17 protein-coding genes and 1 pseudogene are annotated in these 18,716 nt (G+C 42.5%); 3 read left to right on the top strand and 15 right to left on the bottom strand.

Features of this window, described 5'->3' with window-relative positions; translation table 11 throughout:
* Positions 1-203: 203 nt before the first annotated feature.
* Both ACXAFV_RS12110 and ACXAFV_RS12105 read left to right on the top strand, forming a co-directional pair.
* Positions 204-1,109 (top strand): NAD(P)-dependent oxidoreductase, encoded by a 906-nt coding sequence (locus tag ACXAFV_RS12110; protein WP_475126939.1) that lies wholly within the window; start codon positions 204-206, stop codon positions 1,107-1,109.
* Between the two features lie 83 nt (positions 1,110-1,192).
* Positions 1,193-1,477 carry a 2'-5' RNA ligase family protein gene (locus ACXAFV_RS12105; protein ID WP_475126764.1) on the top strand — a complete coding sequence of 95 codons (285 nt, stop codon included), beginning with the start codon at positions 1,193-1,195 and terminating at the stop codon, positions 1,475-1,477.
* Positions 1,478-1,731: 254 nt separating this feature from the next.
* Here the strand turns inward: ACXAFV_RS12105 and ACXAFV_RS12100 are convergent, their stop codons facing one another.
* The 8 genes and pseudogenes from ACXAFV_RS12100 to ACXAFV_RS12065 all read right to left on the bottom strand — a co-directional run bounded on the left by ACXAFV_RS12100 (position 1,732) and on the right by ACXAFV_RS12065 (position 10,304).
* A complete protein-coding gene (locus ACXAFV_RS12100) occupies positions 1,732-2,511 on the bottom strand; it encodes a nitroreductase family protein (protein ID WP_475126762.1) in 780 nt (259 codons plus the stop codon).
* 389 nt (positions 2,512-2,900) lie between these two features.
* Complete coding sequence (locus ACXAFV_RS12095) at positions 2,901-3,476, bottom strand: DUF4256 domain-containing protein (protein WP_475126760.1); 576 nt, start codon at positions 3,474-3,476, stop codon at positions 2,901-2,903.
* Positions 3,477-3,626: 150 nt separating this feature from the next.
* The gene (locus ACXAFV_RS12090; RefSeq protein ID WP_475126758.1) at positions 3,627-4,496 is read right to left on the bottom strand and encodes a hypothetical protein; all 870 of its coding nucleotides are present in this window, start codon (positions 4,494-4,496) and stop codon (positions 3,627-3,629) included.
* Positions 4,497-4,708: 212 nt separating this feature from the next.
* Positions 4,709-5,872 carry a glycosyltransferase family 4 protein gene (locus tag ACXAFV_RS12085; RefSeq protein ID WP_475126757.1) on the bottom strand — a complete coding sequence of 388 codons (1,164 nt, stop codon included), beginning with the start codon at positions 5,870-5,872 and terminating at the stop codon, positions 4,709-4,711.
* Positions 5,873-5,939: 67 nt separating this feature from the next.
* Positions 5,940-6,464 (bottom strand): phosphatase PAP2 family protein, encoded by a 525-nt coding sequence (locus ACXAFV_RS12080; protein WP_475126756.1) that lies wholly within the window; start codon positions 6,462-6,464, stop codon positions 5,940-5,942.
* Between the two features lie 172 nt (positions 6,465-6,636).
* Positions 6,637-8,175 carry an MDR family MFS transporter gene (locus ACXAFV_RS12075; protein WP_475126754.1) on the bottom strand — a complete coding sequence of 513 codons (1,539 nt, stop codon included), beginning with the start codon at positions 8,173-8,175 and terminating at the stop codon, positions 6,637-6,639.
* Positions 8,176-8,332: 157 nt separating this feature from the next.
* The gene (locus ACXAFV_RS12070; RefSeq protein WP_475126753.1) at positions 8,333-9,784 is read right to left on the bottom strand and encodes a spore germination protein; all 1,452 of its coding nucleotides are present in this window, start codon (positions 9,782-9,784) and stop codon (positions 8,333-8,335) included.
* A 94-nt stretch (positions 9,785-9,878) separates the two neighbouring features.
* Positions 9,879-10,304, bottom strand: a pseudogene (locus ACXAFV_RS12065) (hypothetical protein).
* Positions 10,305-10,533: 229 nt separating this feature from the next.
* Between ACXAFV_RS12065 and ACXAFV_RS12060 the strand changes: the two are divergent.
* On the top strand, positions 10,534-11,469 hold the full coding sequence (locus tag ACXAFV_RS12060) for an iron-hydroxamate ABC transporter substrate-binding protein (protein WP_475126752.1): 936 nt from the start codon (positions 10,534-10,536) through the stop codon (positions 11,467-11,469).
* A gap of 416 nt (positions 11,470-11,885) precedes the next feature.
* Here ACXAFV_RS12060 and ACXAFV_RS12055 read toward each other — a convergent pair whose 3' ends face one another.
* The 7 genes from ACXAFV_RS12055 to ACXAFV_RS12025 all read right to left on the bottom strand — a co-directional run bounded on the left by ACXAFV_RS12055 (position 11,886) and on the right by ACXAFV_RS12025 (position 18,604).
* Positions 11,886-12,050, bottom strand: a complete 165-nt coding sequence (locus ACXAFV_RS12055; RefSeq protein WP_475126750.1) for a hypothetical protein — start codon at positions 12,048-12,050, stop codon at positions 11,886-11,888.
* Positions 12,051-12,336: 286 nt separating this feature from the next.
* Entirely contained in the window at positions 12,337-14,004 is a 1,668-nt protein-coding gene (locus ACXAFV_RS12050) for an FAD-binding dehydrogenase (RefSeq protein ID WP_475126749.1), read from the bottom strand.
* A gap of 219 nt (positions 14,005-14,223) precedes the next feature.
* Positions 14,224-14,625, bottom strand: a complete 402-nt coding sequence (locus tag ACXAFV_RS12045; protein ID WP_475126747.1) for a VOC family protein — start codon at positions 14,623-14,625, stop codon at positions 14,224-14,226.
* Positions 14,626-14,679: 54 nt separating this feature from the next.
* Positions 14,680-15,381, bottom strand: a complete 702-nt coding sequence (locus tag ACXAFV_RS12040) for a DUF2711 family protein (protein WP_475126745.1) — start codon at positions 15,379-15,381, stop codon at positions 14,680-14,682.
* 120 nt (positions 15,382-15,501) lie between these two features.
* Positions 15,502-15,831: a hypothetical protein gene (locus ACXAFV_RS12035; RefSeq protein ID WP_475126743.1), complete on the bottom strand. Its 330-nt coding sequence runs from the start codon at positions 15,829-15,831 to the stop codon at positions 15,502-15,504.
* A 27-nt stretch (positions 15,832-15,858) separates the two neighbouring features.
* The gene (locus ACXAFV_RS12030) at positions 15,859-16,770 is read right to left on the bottom strand and encodes an alpha/beta fold hydrolase (RefSeq protein ID WP_475126741.1); all 912 of its coding nucleotides are present in this window, start codon (positions 16,768-16,770) and stop codon (positions 15,859-15,861) included.
* 253 nt (positions 16,771-17,023) lie between these two features.
* Positions 17,024-18,604 (bottom strand): bifunctional metallophosphatase/5'-nucleotidase, encoded by a 1,581-nt coding sequence (locus ACXAFV_RS12025; RefSeq protein ID WP_475126740.1) that lies wholly within the window; start codon positions 18,602-18,604, stop codon positions 17,024-17,026.
* Between the last annotated feature and the right edge of the window lie 112 nt (positions 18,605-18,716).

The raw sequence follows: 18,716 nt of genomic DNA, 5'->3' as shown, positions 1-18,716 counted from the left end.
GTCAGTATACTATGAAACCGGTTGCATTAACAGACATAAATCCGAAGGCCAAATCCGAAGGTCCGTCCCTCGGTACGTTAAAGCGGGACCGCAGCGAGGGACGGGCCTTCATCATGAACCCTTCAAGATTTGTCCTCTCTTATTCTGTTCCTATTGAATAGGTATTGGTATACTTTTACTCATAGTTTCATATATTCCAATTCATTCAGAAAGTGGGCGAGGAAATGCAGAAGAAGACGATTGGATTCATCGGTACCGGGGTGATGGGAAAAAGCATGGTTCGCAACCTAATGAAAGCCGGCTTTGGACTGAATGTGTATACCCGTACGAAAGAAAAGGCGGCCGATCTCCTGGAAGAAGGAGCACGCTGGCAGGAAAGTGTTGCAGCGCTTTCGAAAGAGTCGGATATCATCATTACGATCGTAGGCTACCCGACCGACGTAGAAGAAGTTTATTTCGGAGAGACTGGCATCTTGGCAAATGCTAAGCCGGGTTCGTATGTCATTGACATGACCACCTCTTCGCCTGAACTGGCTGTCAGGATTTTTAAGAAAGCAAAGGAAGTTGGAATCCATGCATACGACGCTCCTGTATCCGGCGGTGATGTTGGCGCAAGAACCGCTGCCCTCACCATCATGGTCGGGGGTGACAAAGAACACTTTGAAGGAATCCTTCCTGCCCTTGAAGCAATGGGGAAAAACATCGTGCTGCAAGGAAACGCGGGAGCCGGACAGCATACGAAAATGTGCAATCAGATTGCGATCGCTTCCGGGATGCTTGGCGTCTGCGAGGCGATCTTCTATGCTGAAAAAGCAGGACTCCATCCGAAAACCGTTCTGAAAAGCATCGAAGCCGGAGCAGCCGGAAGCTGGTCCCTGTCAAACCTTGGGACACGCATGATCGACGGGAATTTCGAACCGGGCTTTTATGTGAAACATTTTATCAAGGACATGAAAATCGCCATCGAATCAGCCGAAAACATGGGGGTCCCTGTTCCCGGACTGAAGCTTGCAAAAGAATTGTATGACCAGCTGAGTCAATCAGGAGGAGAGAACAAAGGGACGCAGGCACTGTATCAGTATTATGAAATCATGAGTAAGGCGGACTAATTTGAAGGCCCGTCCCAGACTGCGCTACCGTATTAACGCGTCGAGGGACGGGCCCCAACATTCCATCGAAGGTGATGTAAATGGTGAATCGCTCAATTTGTATTTTCCCCGAGTTTAATAACGTTGAAGAAATGCTCCGGGATCGATTGTACGAAGGAATCCTTGAAAAGTTCTTGGTACGGAGTATCAACTATATCCCTCATTTGACAGTCGGAAAGCTGACAACTGAAACAGCTTTCAAAGAAGCATTGAACCAAACGGCAAGCTTCAACAATCCTTTCACAACAACAGTAAGAAAGATTGTCGTTGAACAAATAGCAGATGACGGGACTTCAAAAGTTGAGTATGAATATAGAATTTCTGAATAACAGTCCCTTCACCATATCTGGCTTACAAGTCAACAACCGACAGCTCGCCCCTCATTTGTCATAGGAACTTAGATGTGACTATGCAACATAGATCTGACTCACTCAGCTTATGCCTATCTCAAACAAACTTGTGACTCAATTTACAAAGTGAATGTAAAAAGGCAGAGAGCAAATTAATTTTTCTCTGCCTTTTGGTTTAATTAAATTAACGGCACATTAAGCTGCCATTTCTTCCTTTATTTCAAGAACAAACATCACTCATTATTCATAAAGTTCTGCCTTTCCAAGTAATTCAATACTGTTTGTGAAAATTCATGGTGTGATTCTTTCGTGTATTTGGCAACGGTATAAATTTGAGCAAGATTCTTTAACCCTAATCGTTCTGTCCTTTCCTTAAGCTTAGGGACGTCCATGTAGCGTTTCCATCCCTTTTCATCCCTCTCTTTATAAATTTCCAGAATGTCTTCATCTGAATAATCACGATACTGGTCATAGTGCACTAAACCACGTTTTGGCAGTCTATCACGCTGCGCAGGGGTTTCTGCGGGATACCCTAATGAATAACCCACAACAGGTACAACATTGGGTGGTAAGTTTAGCAGTTCACCAATTTGATCGCAGTTCGCAAGTGTCGAGCCCATATAGCAAATGCCAAGCCCGGCATTTTCAGCTGCTAAGGCACAGTTTTGCGCTGCCAAAGTAGCATCAATCGCACCTATCATAAAGCTCATATAATTATCAAAATGGACAGGTGCATCATTGAGGGAAAGCCATTTTCTCATTCTATTAAAATCAGCACAAAATGTTAATAGTATTGGTGCATCAACAACCATGGATTGTTCCATATGTGCAGTGTATAATTTTTTCTTAAGCTCTTTATCTTTTGTAACGACAATTGAATAAGATTGCATATTGCCACTTGAAGAGGCACGAATGCCAGCATCTAATATTTGATCTAGCAGTTCTTGACTTACTTCCCTCTCTTCATATTCACGAATGGATGTATGTCCGTGTATAACATCGTTTAATTCCATGGAATCACTCCTTAAATCTACCTACCTGCTTGAACCTTTGCATGTAATAGTTTTTTGTTTATATCTCGTTTATTCATTTTTAATTAGATGTTGATTTATATATTCGTGATGGTTCATGCTTTTCCTCTAAAGTTCATCCATTTATCTAGCCTATCTAGGAATAGAGAATATATTAATACTCAAAAAAAACCTAATGAAGACAATTCATCATTAGGCACAGGTAAGGCATATAAAGTTACGTTTATTAATGTATAGCCAAAAGAGGTCTGCTTCTTTTAAACTCTTTATGTACTGAATTCCAGGTCTGGTTCAGCCAGAATGAAGCTTCACCCGCCAGAGGTCAGGCACCGACACTCTTAAGAGGTACTTTCTCAAATTCAGTTGTCTGTTCAGACCATCAACGAACCGCGAAATCCCCTCGCAGCATAATAAGATTCTGCTCCATTGTGATACACGAAGACGTGGCCGAAGCGGTAATCGCAGAAAAGGGCACCGCCAAGTTCCCTGATGTCATTGGGTGTCTGCACCCAGCTCGACGTTTTCTTATCGAAATGTTCAAGTTTCTGAAGCGCTCGGTATTGCTCCTCAGTCAGTAGTTCTATGCCCATTGAAGCTGCCATATCAATCGCGCTATTTTCTGGTTTATGCTTTTTTCGTGACTCCAGCGCTTCACGGTCGTAACAGACACTTCTGCGGCCTTTTGGACTTTCCGCAGAACAATCACAAAACATGTACGCGTCCTTCTTTTTGTCAAACCCGATCACATCCGGTTCCCCGCCGGTTCTTTCCATTTCATTTAGCGACCAAAGTTTTTCAGCATCAGCATCAAGCTTAGCTTCGACTTCTGCCCATTCAAGATTTTCATGGCGATTCATATTTTTCTCAAAACGAGCTTTCAGTAGTTTGAGTAATTCTTCCCTTTGTTCCTGGGACAGCTCTTTTTTATCGCTGATTTGATTTGTCATGCTAATTCCCTCCATACACTTAATAGTTTATGAATAACGATTCATTTGTAGTATTCCAGATGTAGATCCTTAAACCCTCCCGCTAATATCAATCCGCTTTAAATAATTTCCTTTACGGAAATCTGGATCTACCCCCGGCACAGCGGGATCTTAGTCATTAAGCTCTTTCACCATCATTATATCCTTTGTCACGATCTCCAAATCTAAATTAGATATATTTATAGAAGGAACATAACTTTCATACACAGAGATCATCCTTCCACCACGCAAGTATGCTTCCTTCATGATGATCCGGAAGATTGTATCAAAATCCCCTATGTATTTTTCACAAATGGCAACGGCCAAAGCTTCCGCATACGCGGTATCAGGTCTGATTGTCACCCCGACAACTGCAGCCGGTTGTCCTTCACTCTCCATGACAAAAGAAAAATCAAAGTCCACAGACCCGTAATACTCCTTCATCATATCAAGTTGCTGAGGGGATGCCTGTCCATTATTTTCTGTTACCGTTCTCCATTTTTCAAAATCAAACCCTTCCTCGATCTGCCATGACCCTTTAATTTTCGGAGAGAATAAAGTCTGTTCTTCTAAAAGGGCTGTCCCTAAAATTGGTGATGCACTGGTGATTTCGAATCCTTTTGATTGAAAATAGTCGATTTGATCCGTCCATTGTTCCCTGAAACGTTGAGCAAACATTTTCGCACCGAATTCCTCACTGGAGGCAAAATCAAACACACGTTGAAATAGTTCGTCCCGGATCATTTGCCAGCCTTCTTTCACCCATGGGTAACCGAGTGAGACAAACTTACTTGAGCCAGTGAAACTCATGTATCCCAACAAATCTTCCCCATCAAAGGCGAAGCATCTTGATTTGGGATGAAAATGATCCCCTTCCTTGAATAGAGTAGGTGATTTTGTACTTTTCCAAGCATAAGGCAGGTTTGCAGTTGCTTGTTTCCAAAAATCATATTGTAAGTCCATATCTTGTTCATCTTGATAGAAGCGATATTGTATTGTCATTCTTTCCCCTCCCCTGTTAAATAGAAATTCTTTATGTATGAGACTAAATCCTCTAAATACACCTAACAACCTTTAGAATAACATGTGATAAATTATCCTTACTGCAAAATAAATAACCTAATGAAAACTCTCATCATTAGGCACATGTATAACATATTAAATCCTCTTTACTCTTTACTCTTTACCACATTAACGCATCGAGGGACGGGCCTTTATAATGATGAAACCCTCTTATCTCCAACTTCTTCAATAGTCAGCGATTGCACTTCCCTGTATTCAAACTCGAGCTTTTTGAAGATGCTGTCCCAGGAGAGGTGTTCTGCTTTTAATCTCGCTTGCCGGCTCATGGATTTATGGAAATCTTCGTTTTCTGCAATCTCTACGATCGCCTCTATGAAGGATTGGTAATCATGAGCTCTCGCAATTCTGCCGTCTTTCCCATGTTCCACTATAGTGGTCACTCCCCCTTTGTCTGCGACGATGGCTGGGAGTCCCGAGGCAAATGCTTCTAATATGACGTTTCCGAAAGTTTCTGAGGCGGACGGAAAGACGAAGAGATCGGAGGAAGCATAGATTCCTGCTAGTGCCTCCCCGTTCAGGTAACCGGTAAAAGTCACATTTTCTTCTGTTAACTCCCTCTCCATTTCCTTTTTCATAGGGCCGTCACCGACAATGACCCATTGGACGGCATCTTTGACAGCGGGGGGCAGGAACTTGATGATCTTCGTTAACGTCTCCAGGTCCTTTTCAGGCGCAAGTCTACCGACGTACAACAAGGTAAGCTTATCACTGAGGTGATAGGTTTCCCGTATTCTATTTGTTCGTTTACTTGGTGAATAAGTTTCACAGTCCACTCCCCTGCTCCAAATGGACAGATGGTTGAACCCTTTTGATTCCAGGTGGACTTTTGTATCGATGGAAGGAACGAAAATCCTGCGAGCGGCGGAATGAAACCACTTCATATATTTCCATAGCAATGGAGACAGCCAGGTCATCTTGTAGTAATCCAGGTAAAAATCGAAATGAGTATGATAGGAGGCGACTAGCGGGATATTCATTTTCTTTGCACAGCGGACACCGATCAGCCCCATCGTCAATGGCGTGGTCACATGGATGAGATCCGGAGAAAATTCTTTCAGCTGTTTTTCAATCGTGATGGGATTGGCAATGGCCGTCCGACACTCGGGATAAAAGAAAAAAGGAAAGCTTGTAAACGAATGGACATTGGGATATTGCTCTTTCCGGTCTTCGGTTTCAGGCACGAACACCTTATATTCGATGCCCCTCTTTTCAAAATAGTCCGTGAGTCTTTTCAAGGTTTTTGCCACCCCATTTACCTGAGGGTGGTACGTATCGGAAAATAAAGCGATTCTCATCTTGAATCCTCCCTTTTCATGATTCCGTTTTTCACTATAGATATCAAAGCTTTTAGTCAAGCAATATCTAATATAAAAAGGAAACCAACACCGCTGTACCTAAAGCCAGGAACGCTCCAGCCATCACATCGGAAGGGTAGTGCACCCCAAGTACGACTCTCGAGTAGGCAACCAGTACACTGATGGGGAACAAGATCACTATGGTCGCTGGGTAATGAAGCATAAACGGGATTGTGAGTGAAAAGATAGCTGTCGAGTGACCTGACGGAAATGAGTGATCCTCAAATGGATGACCGTGAAGCATCACATCAGGGAGCGATAGATATGGCCTGATCCTCTTCACTGAACGTTTGATAAAATGCATGATGAAGTGACTGACACTCAAAACAAGGAATGCTTGAATGACGGCGGGTCTGATCGAAGGATAGAGTCCGCTTAGAAGAGCCAATGCGAGGATGGAAAGAATGGAGATTCTGGCACCTCCCAAGTGAGTGATCATACCAAAGAAGGAGCGGTACAGTTGTTTACTGCCGTTAATCTTGTAAAAGAGCTGCTGATCCATCTTATGAAGTCCTGTAAACATTCGATCCATATATATCACCCCTTTAAGTAGTCACCTTCATTATAATTACGAAATGTTATGACCCTTATAAGCAGTGGTAAAAAAGTGTAAATTTTTTTGGTGTTGATTGTAAAGGGAGAAAAAATCGAAATTAACATGCAAAAAGGAGAACGAGGCTGCCTCCTGCCTTGTTCTCCTTTTTCTATTTCTGGGCACCACTTATCTCGACGCCTTTTGAACCCTCTTTTTCAATTTCCAGCCTGCTGCTCCCCATGCGATACACAAAGAACAGTGCAATAATCAAGGGAATCAAAGCATAGGAAAATGTCGTCGTGATTGAATCGGACATGGCTGTCGTTATTTTTTCCAAGACAGGGGCAGGAATCACCTCACGCATTTCAGGTTCGAAAATGCTTCGCGGATCTCCGCCGCCAGGGAAGGATTGTTCCCCTCCCTGCCCTTTGAATGCTTCTTCCAGATTGGAAGTGAAAAGCTTTGTCTGGAGCGTTCCATATACTGTTATCCCAATCGTCATCCCCAACGAACGGAAGAACGCATTGGTCGAATTGGCAGATCCCCTGAATCGTGGATCAAGCTTATGGATCGTCGCATTAGGAAGAAGCGAAAACGAGAACCCTACGCCAAAACCGCTCAGGATCATATAGAGCGTCAAGAGGATTCTGCTCGTATCCGGTCCCATCGTTGTAAGCAGCAGCATCCCTGTGATGAACGCGATGATGGACACCCACATGATGTTCCGGTAACTTGTCTTCGTCATGCGCATTCCGGCAATTGCACTTCCTACCACCGATCCTAGCATTAACGGTGTCAGAATCATCCCTGCATTGGTGGCAGATCCCCCATACACAGCCTGGACGTAAATCGGGATCAGGATGGTCAGGATGATGAACGCCGCACCGTAAAGAAAGGCAAGTGCCTGAGAGGATGCAAACAATGGACTCTTGAACATCCAGAACGAGATGATCGGCTCTGCTGCTTTTCGTTCAATGAATATGAAGCTTATGATGAACACAAAAAATGCCGCCAGCAACCCAATGATCTGCCAGGAAGCCCAGGCGAATTCCTTTCCTCCCAGTTCGAGTGCAAACATCAAGCTCACAACCGCAATGACTAGTGTAACCGCACCGCCCCAGTCGATCCGCTGATCAGACCGCTCCGGAGATTCTTTATACGCAGTGGTGATGAAGAATAACGAAAGAAGTCCAATCGGGACATTCACATAAAAGACCCAGTGCCAGCTGAGATTATCGGTCAGGAACGCACCGATAAGCGGCCCGAATACTGAAGCCGATCCGAATACTGCACCAAGTATCCCCGTCATCTTCCCTCTTTTCTCAGGAGGGAAAATATCGAATACGATCGTGAACGCAATCGGTAGTAACGCTCCTCCCCCGATTCCCTGGATCGCCCTGAAAATGCTCAGCTGCACGATATCCTGTGCGATCCCACAAAGAGCCGAGCCAATCAGAAATATGGAAAGACCGAATATGTAAAACCGCTTCCTTCCATACATGTCGGACAGCTTGCCGAAAATCGGCATTCCGGCCATGACAGCCACCATATAAGCAGACGTCACCCAGACAAACTTATCGAGACCGCCAAGATCGGAAACAATCGACCCAAGCGCAGTCGCCACAATGGTATTATCCATCGCCGACATCAAGATCCCGAGCAAGAGACCTGCAAGCGCCAGCTTCATATTGCTTTCTTTCGCTACCATATTCGTCACCCTTTTTATGTAAGAAATGTGCTATTGTCCTTTTCATTATAGACTTCTGTTAGGGAATGTCTAGTTGGAATCACCACTTGGAAAAGATATGAGACATTGGATAGTATTAAAAAAAGGAACTTCCTTATTTCAGGAATTCCTTTTTATTCTACTCATTATCTTCGGTATATGTATGTTTGCTATTGGTAAGTTTCTGTAAGTCTTCTCTATAAAACGTATCTTTCAATTCCTGGATTTTAAAAGGAATGATAGGTGATAGATAAGGTACACCTACTGATTTTAGACTCACCATATACATGATTAGAAAGGTCGTAGCAATGATGATACCAGTAAACCCAAAAAAATTAGCAACCAGCAAAAACAGGATTCTTAATACGGTATCAGGTGCCGCAAGCCCCCTGTTAACACCTAAGAAGCTGGAAAGAGCTGTTATCCCGATAACGATTAGACTCACTGGGTGGATTAACTTTGCCGTAACCGCTGTTTCACCGATCACGATTGTCCCAATTAAAGAAATCAAAAGCACCGCACTTTGCGGAAGACGAAACGAAACATCTACTAACATTCTGATCAAAAATAAAAGAATAACCATTTCCCAAAAAGTTGGAAGTAATTCATCCTTGGAAATGAGTGCTTTTGAGATCTTGTCTGGCAAATCATCTTTATGGAAATTTGCGATCGCAATATATATGCCAGGCAGATAAACCCCTATAAAAAAAGAGATCAATCGGATGATTCTGCTAGTGAACCTGCCAAGCGAAATATGGTAATCATCAGGTGCCTGAGTAAAATCAATAAATAAAGCAGGGGCTATGATGGCGAAAGGGTACCCATCAACAATGACTACCACTCTTCCTTCAAATAAAGTGGATACTACCCCATCAATCCGTTCAGAATGTCTTACCCGTGGAAAGAAAGACCTTGGTTTTCCGTCTAATGCATCCTCTACTACTCTTTCAGTAAGGACATACTTTATCTTAAGACTCTTTACCCTTTTTTTTACTTCTTTTAATATTCCTTTATCAACAATACCTTCAATATATAAGATCGAAATAGATGTTGGTGAAACAGAGCCCACATCCACTGTTTCCACACAAAAATCAGGTGTTTTTATTGAACCCCTAATCAAATTAATATTTGTTTTGATTTTTTCCGTCAATCCTATTTGTGGACCTCTTACCGAACGCTCTCCTGTTGATGCTTCAACACTTCTTTCCGCCCACTTCGGGGATGGAACAATGACTCCTTGTCGATACCCGTTTATCAGTAACACAGTATTTCCCCGTACGATCGCATCGATCAATTCTTTAAACTCAGCAGTCGTTTTCACATCTGCTGATTCAATCATTCTTTCAATTATTTGATCTACAAGGGATTCCTCATAGTTATCAGTCTGGAACGGTTCTAACAAAGGCTTAATCACATTTTCCTGAATAAGATCTACATCAATAATTCCGTCCAGATAGACAACATTGATTTCTAGCGAATCGTTGAAGCCCGCCCTTATATTTCTTACAATAAGGTCGGATGAATCATGAAACGTATTCTTTATATGTTTGATATTCTCTTTAAGGCATTGTTGAATTTCTTTGTTCGACATCCTTCACCCTCCCTTAATGGTAGTATGAGGAAATGTCAAAATACTATACTTTTTCTCATATCCTGATCCTTTCGAAAAAGAAAAAAGCTGCTTTTTATGCAGCCAGATTTTTCAGGAAAAGCACTTCGGTGTTTAGTTTCCCTCTTCCATGCTCACGAATGAATTCAATATCCTTTTGATAATGTTCGAGGTGTCCCTTCATCGATCATTTTCTGAAAAGCCATATCGCCTTCCACGGCCTTTCTTTTAATGGTTGAACATATCCCTTCCAATCGCAGCAATACCATCTCCACCTCATAATCTCTTCGACTTTCTTACCGTAGCATTCAAGAAAACTGCCTTTTTCATCGATCCCCAGAAACTTGGGTGCATGATTGAAACCTTTGTTTTCAAGATGTTTTAATAACTTATGTATTTTAGTCCTCTGCGGCTTTAATTCCAGTCGAACTGTATCTCCCGTACGAACTATGTTTGATACATTCCTTCCTGTCAGCGTTTCTTCGTTTTCATGGTTAGACATATAAAATCCTTCCTTTGATAGTAACTATTCACATCTATAAACCAATAACTTCTAAAATTAAAGGCACTAACCCTTCTAAGAAAGGTACACCCATATGTTGAAAAAAACCGTAGTCATCCAATCATTAGTTCCAATGCCAAATTTTATTGACAACGAGAAGCCTTATTTAGTATATTTAGTATTGAAATGAGAATGATTATCAATATTAATTAGAAAGAAGGAAAATAAATTGAAAAAACGATTCCTACCAATCCTGCTCATGGCACTGTTCATCCTTCATGCTTGTGGCAGCACTGAGACAGCAAAGACTGAACAAGGGGAAGCAAACGCCAAACAGGAGTCAAAACCAGAAATGATTACATATCAATCAGAGAACGGCCCTGTTGAGGTACCTGCAAATCCTACCCGTATTGTTGCGCTTTCGAACGCTCCAAATGTTCTTGCTTTAGATGGTAAAATTGTCGGCGTGGATCAATGGACAAATACAAATCCCCTGTTTCAAGAGAAACTGGAGGGCATTGAAGTGGTATCCGATGAAAACATCGAGAAAATCGTAGAGTTAGAACCAGACCTTATCATCGTGGGATCTCACTCAAAAAATATCGATAAGATGAGTGAAATTGCTCCAACGGTCGCATACACGTGGGGAAAATTAGATTACTTAACACAGCAAATTGAAATCGGCAAGCTCCTTAATAAAAAGCAAGAAGCAAAAGAATGGGTCGAGGATTTCACTGCCCGTGCTGAAGAAGCAGGGAAGGAGATCAAAGGAAAAATTGGTGAGGATGCCACGGTATCTGTCTTTGAATATGATACAAAGTCGGCCTATGTATTCGGGGATAACTGGGCGAGAGGCACTGAATTATTATATCAAACTATGAAACTGAATATGCCTGATAAAGTGAAAGAAAACGCATTAGGACCAGGCTATTATGCACTAAGTACAGAAGTTCTTCCCGAGTTTGCTGGGGATTACATCGTACTCAGCAAAAACCAGGAAGGCGACGGTTCTTTCCTTGAAACACAGATGTGGAAGAACATCCCCGCTGTCAAAACCAACAGGGTAATAGAATTAGATACAAAAGCGATTACGTACAGTGATCCGATCACGTTGGAATATCTTCTGGATATTTTTAAAACAACTTTTCTTGAAGAGATGAATTGATTTTACAAAATATAAAAAACGTATGGATTTTGAAGTCCATGCGTTTTTTAATTTCTATGATTTATTTTTTTCATAGAATTATAGAGTAAATCACTATGCAAATAATCAAAAATACTAAAATACCCCCACTAACCTTTAAGCCTTTTGATAACTGAATAAAATTATCTTCTATTTCCTCTTCTTTACTCTTATATTTTTTTCCTTCCCGTTCATCATCCCGTGTGTGAAAGTAATTCACAATGGACTCTAGGATATCTATTAGCCAATACATTTCCTGGTCTCACTCCCCCAATGTTCAAACTACCAATTTATACGCAATCGCCTGGAAATAGTTTCAATTATTTTCTAGTTACTTGAAACCAAGAGACTCTCCTTTTTGCCTGAAAAAGAATAAATTAAGTTAAGACAGATTCTTTTTACCAATCCCTACCTTCCCCTGATTGATAATTGCTGCTTTCTCCTGACTTCGTTGAAGGATTTATTCCTCGGGTATGTTTATTGTTGTTATTCTTTTTTCTTCTCCAATCAATGACCAATGCAAATACTAAAATTCCTAAAATCAGAATCACAAACCACCACATTGTTAACCATCCCCTTTTTATAAATGGTTACCCCATCCCATTCCTCTAGATAACTTTATTCAATTTCGTTCAATGAAGAACTTCTTCTTTCATTTCGCTACATTAATTCCATTTATTAGATATATCATACAAATTCTAATCAAATAGTGTAAAAAACTGCATTTTTGTATACCAATTTATTAGTTTTAGAGAAGATCCCGACGTTAAAAAAAGGTACCGAAATCAATGTTCGGCACCTACGGACTCTTTTTCAATAGGAGAAGGAAAGTCATCCCCGTCATACGATTCACTTAACATCCTCACTAATCGCCCTTCCGGCTACTCGTCCACTGAACAGGCATCCACCCACAAAGGTCCCTTCCAGTGCACGGTACCCATGCAGACCGCCTCCCCCAAATCCGGATGCTTCACCTGCAGCATACAGACCTGGTATTGCTTCACCAGAAGCTTCCAGGACCCGGCCGCTTAGATCCGTCTGCAGTCCACCTAATGTTTTGCGGCTCACAATGTTTAAGCGAACGGCAATGAGTGGTCCATTTTTCGGATCAAGAATCCTATGGGGCGGAGCGACCCGGATCAATTTATCCCCAATGTAATGGCGTGCACCACGCATGGCGGTGATTTGAAGATCCTTCGTAAACTTGTTGTCTATTTCCCGGTCCCTTGCTTCTATTTGTCTCTTAACCTCTGTAAAATCTAACAGGTTATCTCCCGTTAACTTGTTCATTCTATTAACCAAGTCTTCTAACCCATCCGAAATGATGAAGTCTTCCCCTTTATCCATAAAGGCCTGTACAGGTCCTGATGGCCCCGGTAGAGCCCGGCCAAGGACTTTACGGATGCTTTTCCCGGTGAGGTCCGGGTTTTGCTCGGATCCTGAGAGGGCGAATTCCTTTTCAATGATTTTCTGGGTCAGGATAAACCATGAATAGTCATAGCCGGTTTTCTGAATGGCCTCAAGTGTTCCTAATGTATCAAATCCAGGAAAGTTCGGGGCTTGGAACCTCTTCCCGTTCGCGTCAAGCCAAATAGAAGACGGGCCGGGCAAGATCCTGATTCCGTGGTTGCTCCATACAGGGTTCCAATTATGTATTCCTTCCGTGTAATGCCACATCCTGTCCCTATTTACAATCCTGCCGCCTGCATCTTCCGTAATGGCAAGCATTCGTCCGTCTACATGTGCCGGGACACCTGAAATCATTTTCTTTGGCGGCAGCCCCAGCCTGCTCGGCCAATTCATCCTGATGAGATCGTGGTTAGCCCCAATGCCGCCGCTCGACACCAAGACCGCTTGAGCAGAATAGTCGAAGCTTCCGATCACGTCCCGATTGCTGTCTTCTCCCCTTTGTGCCGTACTCGGGGCAAGAACTGATCCCGCTACTCCAGTTATGGTGCCATTTTGGCTGATCAGTTGGTCCACACGATGCCGCGGAAGATAGGTAACCAGTCCGTTTTTCATATGCTCCCGGACTTTCCTCTCAAATGGTTCGACAATTCCAGGTCCCGTTCCCCACACTATATGGAACCTTGGCACTGAGTTTCCATGTCCATCCGCCAAATGGCCGCCTCTTTCTGCCCATCCAACAACCGGAAAGAACCGTATGCCCATCGCATGCAGCCAGGCACGCTTCTCACCAGCTGCAAAGTCGACATAGGCTTCAGCCCATTTCCGTGCCCAATAATCTTCATCTGAATCTCTGTCAAAGCCAGCTGTCCCGAGCCAATCCTGCCAGGCCAATTCCTTTGAATCTTTTATTCCGAGCCTTCTCTGCTCTGGTGAATCCACCAGAAATAAACCGCCGAATGACCACCAGGCCTGTCCGCCCAGTGAAGCTTCCGGCTCTTGATCGAGCAGCAGTACTTTTTTGCCTGCATCGGCTATTTCTGCAATTGCAGTAAGTCCTGCAATTCCAGCACCAACAACGATTACATCATAATTCATTTCATCCCACACTTCTTTCTCTTGTTTCGTTGTTTGAAAATTAAGTGTTTTGTCAATTAGTTTCAGTATAAACCGGGCTTTTAAATAGGGTCAATAAATTGTTTGAAAATTTATACAATTTATATTAGTTATGCAGGAGTCAACATCACAAACTACAGAAAGGCCCGTCCCAGACCGCTTTAAAGCTTTAAAGCGGTCTGGGACGGGCCTTCGAGTGTGTTCTTTTTTGATTTATAAAGGTGGTGCCACAAACTCTACTTTTATTCGATCCGGATCTTCGAAGAACACTGCATAGTAATCTTCTCCGCCAGCAAATGGATGCAGATTTTCGTAAAGGATGTTGATCCCCTTCTCCTTTAACTTTTCGGTCATCTCATCCACTCTTTCCCGGGAAGCAGCGTGAAAAGCCAAGTGGTTCAAACCGGTCCTGCATCTGTGATAAGTTTCATCCATATACCTTTCTTCCGTCTGGACGAACACGAGGTACGTCTCCCCAAGCTTAAAACTTTCACCTTTCTCCCACTTTTGAGAGGAATGATACCCTAACTCTTGCAGGAACCATCCCCAGAATTCAGTAGACTTCTTTAAGTCGGATACATATATTTCTACATGATGAAGCAGTCCTTCAGACAATGTTACTCTTCCTTCCTGCATTTTATTTAAGTAGTGCCTTCGATAATGGAAGAACTATTCTATTATACTCCAATAAATCTCTGTACGGTCGCTGCAATAGAATCCTTCCAACTGGCAAGCATCCACTAGTTTATTCAAAGTCTCCTTATTTGAACATAACATCGAATAATGGCTGTCCCAGTGCGTCGTTAACAAGATGGTTTGATCGTGGGTAAATAGATTTTTACGTTCATAATTAAGCATATTAACATCGTTAATTAAATCATCCATGTACTCTAATTTTCTTTCCGTGCAAAATTCATCTCCACACCAGATCCAGTCATGACCAAGCTTTTTAATATTTTGCAGTAAGTTATCCATGACAAACTCGGGGAAAAGACCCTCTGTAGGCCAAACAATTTCATGCTGTTCACAGATATCTACAATCACCTTCGCAGTGTCTTCATCAGCATATGTTTTATTCAGACCAAGGATGATTGAACGCAGTCCGATATCCAATTGGCTGTAGTCGGGAATGCCGGATATCTCCAAGAATTTCTTCCACGTAACCATTTCACAATGTTCCTTAATCTCATTTCTGGCAGGATATGTATCCGGCATAAATAATTCATAGTCGATGGTCTTAGGCTTGATAAATGGATGGAAAAAAATGAAAACTTCTTCGAAGACTCCTTTGTAAAATTCTTTTATTGGCATATCAGCATGTGAACACACTGCATATTTGTGCGGTTGGGGTAATGCCCTTGAATTAAACAATAGTCCACCCCTCTTCCTTTGGATTATTTACATATGAAGCCATAGCAGTAAAATCTGTGTTTACTTTTAGACCGACGTTTGTAAGTTCTACTTATCTGCTTATTCCGTTAAACTGACCGATTACTGACATAATAAATCACTTGCCGCTCTTCTTCGATAAACAAATAATGTAATAACATTCAATCCAATAGTAACGATGACAAGAACTCCTGATACAAAAGCAACTGCATACATCGTGTCCCAAAGAGCACCCCAATCCTCGACCGTTACCTTGTGATAAGTATAGAAAATCTGAAAGCAGAGTGAAATACTACAAGCACTGATGCTGATAATGGATAGAATGACCCAATTATTATTTTCTGATTTTTTATCTCGCGTCAGGTTCACAATAGGAAGTATCCAAGCAATTAGTCCCAGCACGAGGCTTCCAACATTAAGTAAGCTAAACATTCTCCAATTCTCCTTTTTTTGAGTTAGTTATACTCTCAAGAATTCATTTATTCTCTTAACAAAACCTTCTGTTTCTTCCAGGTCAGGAAAGTGAGCACTCTTCTCGAATAATACCAGACTGCTATTTCTTAAGTTTTTAAGGATGATCTTTGAAATGGGCAGCCCCGTGTTCCGATCAAACACACCTGTCATGATTAATGTGCGATGATGTATGTCCTCCAGACGGAAGATTAATGGAATATCAGCAGGATTATTTTGAAGGCATTTCATCATTAAACCTGTGTTCGTCAATTTACTTTCTTCCCACATCGCCCTGTTTTTCCTCGCAGCCTCTTGGTTCTCAAACAATAATAGATCCACGATCCCAGGCTGCACAAGATTCCATATCCTGTTATACAAGTCATCAATCGATAATTCCTCTTGTTGAAGCTTAGAAATTTGACGATACAGATGTTTGTCCGCTATCGTCATAAAACCTGTTATTTGAATCATTTTCTGAATATCTGTATCTATTAAACTCGGTGCCGACAGGATCAACTGATTGATTTCATCAGGGATGGCATACGCTATTTCAAGTGCTAACTCTCCCCCGAATGAATACCCGAGAAGATCAACTTTTTCTACTCCTAACCATTTCTTCAATTCTACAAAGTCTTGAATGAGCAAGTTCTGTGTATATTCATCTTCCGATTCCGGCATTTCACTCCTGCCGCACCCACGCTGTTCATAGTAAACTATCGTCTTTGTCTTAGATAATGAGTGACCAGCTGTTCTTTCAAATACATAATGATTTCCACCTGGCCCCCCGTGAATAATGACGATGGGAGTCGTGTCGTTTTCACTTCCTTCAATTTTCACCCAATGATTGATTCCATTTAACTCAACGGTAAACTCTCCATTTGTGAGACCCATCATGACAGCTCCTTCTATTTGTTTCATTGTATTAATCCAGCAGGTGGATAGGGGTTTTAAGAGGTTTTGAGTGCCTGAAAGGCTCAATGAAGTATGGGTTCTCCTCAATCCTATCTTTCATGATAATTCTAGATAATTTTACCATATCTATTCAAATACTTATCTATTTTTTTGAATATTGACATCCTCTTAGGCGCGTTTAGATCAATAACACAAAAAAGATGCCAAATCAGATTGGGCACCTTTCTTCTATCTCAATTTGCTTTTATACAAGAAACCTTTACTGCACCTTGATTCTTCCCATTTCAGGCGGTGCTACGCTTCCGCCCGATTCAATGATATAGGTAATGAATGAATCCAATGTCGGCGGGCCTTCTACTGGGTCCTTTCCTTTCTTGAAAGCAGCAAAACCGTCCCCTCCGGTTGCAAGGTAATTGGTCACGGCTACGGTATACGTTTGCTCCGGCTGAATGGTGTTTCCATTAGCATCGGTCATTTCTACGACTTTTTGACCTGGAGGGGCTTCCTTATCCCAGGTGTAGTGCAGTCCGGATGTCTGCATGACCGTTTGGAAATTCCCTGTCCATTGCTGTTCCAGTGCTTCTTTCAGCTCTGCTCCTGTCAGGGATACTTTGACTAGATGGGTGCCGAACGGAAGCATGGTATACAGCTCTCCCCAGGTAAGTTCACCTTTATCCAGGTTCGCCCTTATCGCCCCCGGATTCATGAAGGCGATGTCGGTCCCCATGTTCTGCCGGTGTGAATCAGCGATGAGATTCCCGATCGATCGTTCGCCGCTTTCGCTCTTTTTCTTTGTGATAGGAGCCTCTGCCTTGCCCATTTCTTGGCTCAGCATCATTTGTTTATCTGCCGAGTAAGCATCGACCATTTCTTTGATGTCTTTATCAGGTTCGATCCCATTATGATAAGTGGATATGATTTCTGCCTGTTTATGGACGATTTCGTTTGTCTTCGGATCGATGTAGAGATCGACGTCTGAAAAGGCGGTTCCGTATGAATACGATTGAATGATCATCTTCCCGTCCACTATCGTGTTGGCAAAACCGTGACTGTGGCCGCCGAAAATGATGTCGACTTCATCGTCGATTCGGGGGGCAAATTCTGCGACGTCTTGAGCCGGATTTGATCCGTCTGTGTGCGAAGAGGCAGATACATGCCCGAGGACGACAATGGACTGAACACCTTTTTCTTTCAATTCTTTTACACTTTTATTGATGGCAGTGACTTCATCCGTGAATTCAACGCCTTCAATCCCGCTTGGAAGAACGATATCCTTCGTTTCGGTTGTGACAACCCCGATAAACCCGATCGGCACACCATCGACTTTTTTTATAACATATGGCGGTAAAATGGATTCCCCTGTTTTTTTATCGATTACATTGGCAGCTGTGTATGGAAAAGCTGCACCTTCAAATTGGCCAGTTTTCACATGTTTGCCGCCATCAAGGAGCCTGAACATCTCATCCGTCCCCTCGTCGAACTCATGATTTCCCAATGTCCCGATGTCGAACCCGACCTCGTTCATCCACTCCATTGCAGGTTCATCCTGCATCAGCGAAGAAACGGGTGAACTTGCACCGACCATGTCGCCGGCATGGACTAAAAGGGTATTTTCGTTTTCCTGACGGTGCTTCTTTAAATAGGCAGCCAAATACTCAGCACCGCCGACCTGTTTTCCATCCCTTATTCGATACGTTTCCAGCTGTCCATGAAAATCATTGACCCCCAGGAGCTGCACTGAAATATACTCTCCAGGGTCGGTGGAAGATGACGCAAATGATGATCCAATGAAGTAAACCCCTACCACGATCGCTGCCAGCATCAATTTCTTTACAGACATGGAAAACCTCCCTGTGCTTTTGTCACCTTCAAGGTATCACACGATTTTTGACGAATTTTTAATGAGAGATTATTGTTTTGTAAAGATATTGAAGAAACCCTATCTTTTTTCC

The organism is Rossellomorea sp. ABR4_012 (genome assembly GCF_056159545.1).
This window is presented reverse-complemented; position numbering and strand designations above follow the sequence as displayed.

Excerpts from the sequence above, each read along its gene's own strand:
- ACXAFV_RS12090 (WP_475126758.1), bottom strand. The coding sequence starts at position 4,496 with ATGACAATACAATATCGCTTCTATCAAGATGAACAAGATATGGACTTA.
- ACXAFV_RS12075 (WP_475126754.1), bottom strand. The coding sequence starts at position 8,175 with ATGGTAGCGAAAGAAAGCAATATGAAGCTGGCGCTTGCAGGTCTCTTG.
- ACXAFV_RS12030 (WP_475126741.1), bottom strand. The coding sequence starts at position 16,770 with ATGAAACAAATAGAAGGAGCTGTCATGATGGGTCTCACAAATGGAGAG.
- ACXAFV_RS12085 (WP_475126757.1), bottom strand. The coding sequence starts at position 5,872 with ATGAGAATCGCTTTATTTTCCGATACGTACCACCCTCAGGTAAATGGG.
- ACXAFV_RS12025 (WP_475126740.1), bottom strand. The coding sequence starts at position 18,604 with ATGTCTGTAAAGAAATTGATGCTGGCAGCGATCGTGGTAGGGGTTTAC.
- ACXAFV_RS12055 (WP_475126750.1), bottom strand. The coding sequence starts at position 12,050 with ATGTGGTGGTTTGTGATTCTGATTTTAGGAATTTTAGTATTTGCATTG.
- ACXAFV_RS12035 (WP_475126743.1), bottom strand. The coding sequence starts at position 15,831 with ATGTTTAGCTTACTTAATGTTGGAAGCCTCGTGCTGGGACTAATTGCT.
- ACXAFV_RS12095 (WP_475126760.1), bottom strand. The coding sequence starts at position 3,476 with ATGACAAATCAAATCAGCGATAAAAAAGAGCTGTCCCAGGAACAAAGG.
- ACXAFV_RS12100 (WP_475126762.1), bottom strand. The coding sequence starts at position 2,511 with ATGGAATTAAACGATGTTATACACGGACATACATCCATTCGTGAATAT.
- ACXAFV_RS12070 (WP_475126753.1), bottom strand. The coding sequence starts at position 9,784 with ATGTCGAACAAAGAAATTCAACAATGCCTTAAAGAGAATATCAAACAT.
- ACXAFV_RS12080 (WP_475126756.1), bottom strand. The coding sequence starts at position 6,464 with ATGGATCGAATGTTTACAGGACTTCATAAGATGGATCAGCAGCTCTTT.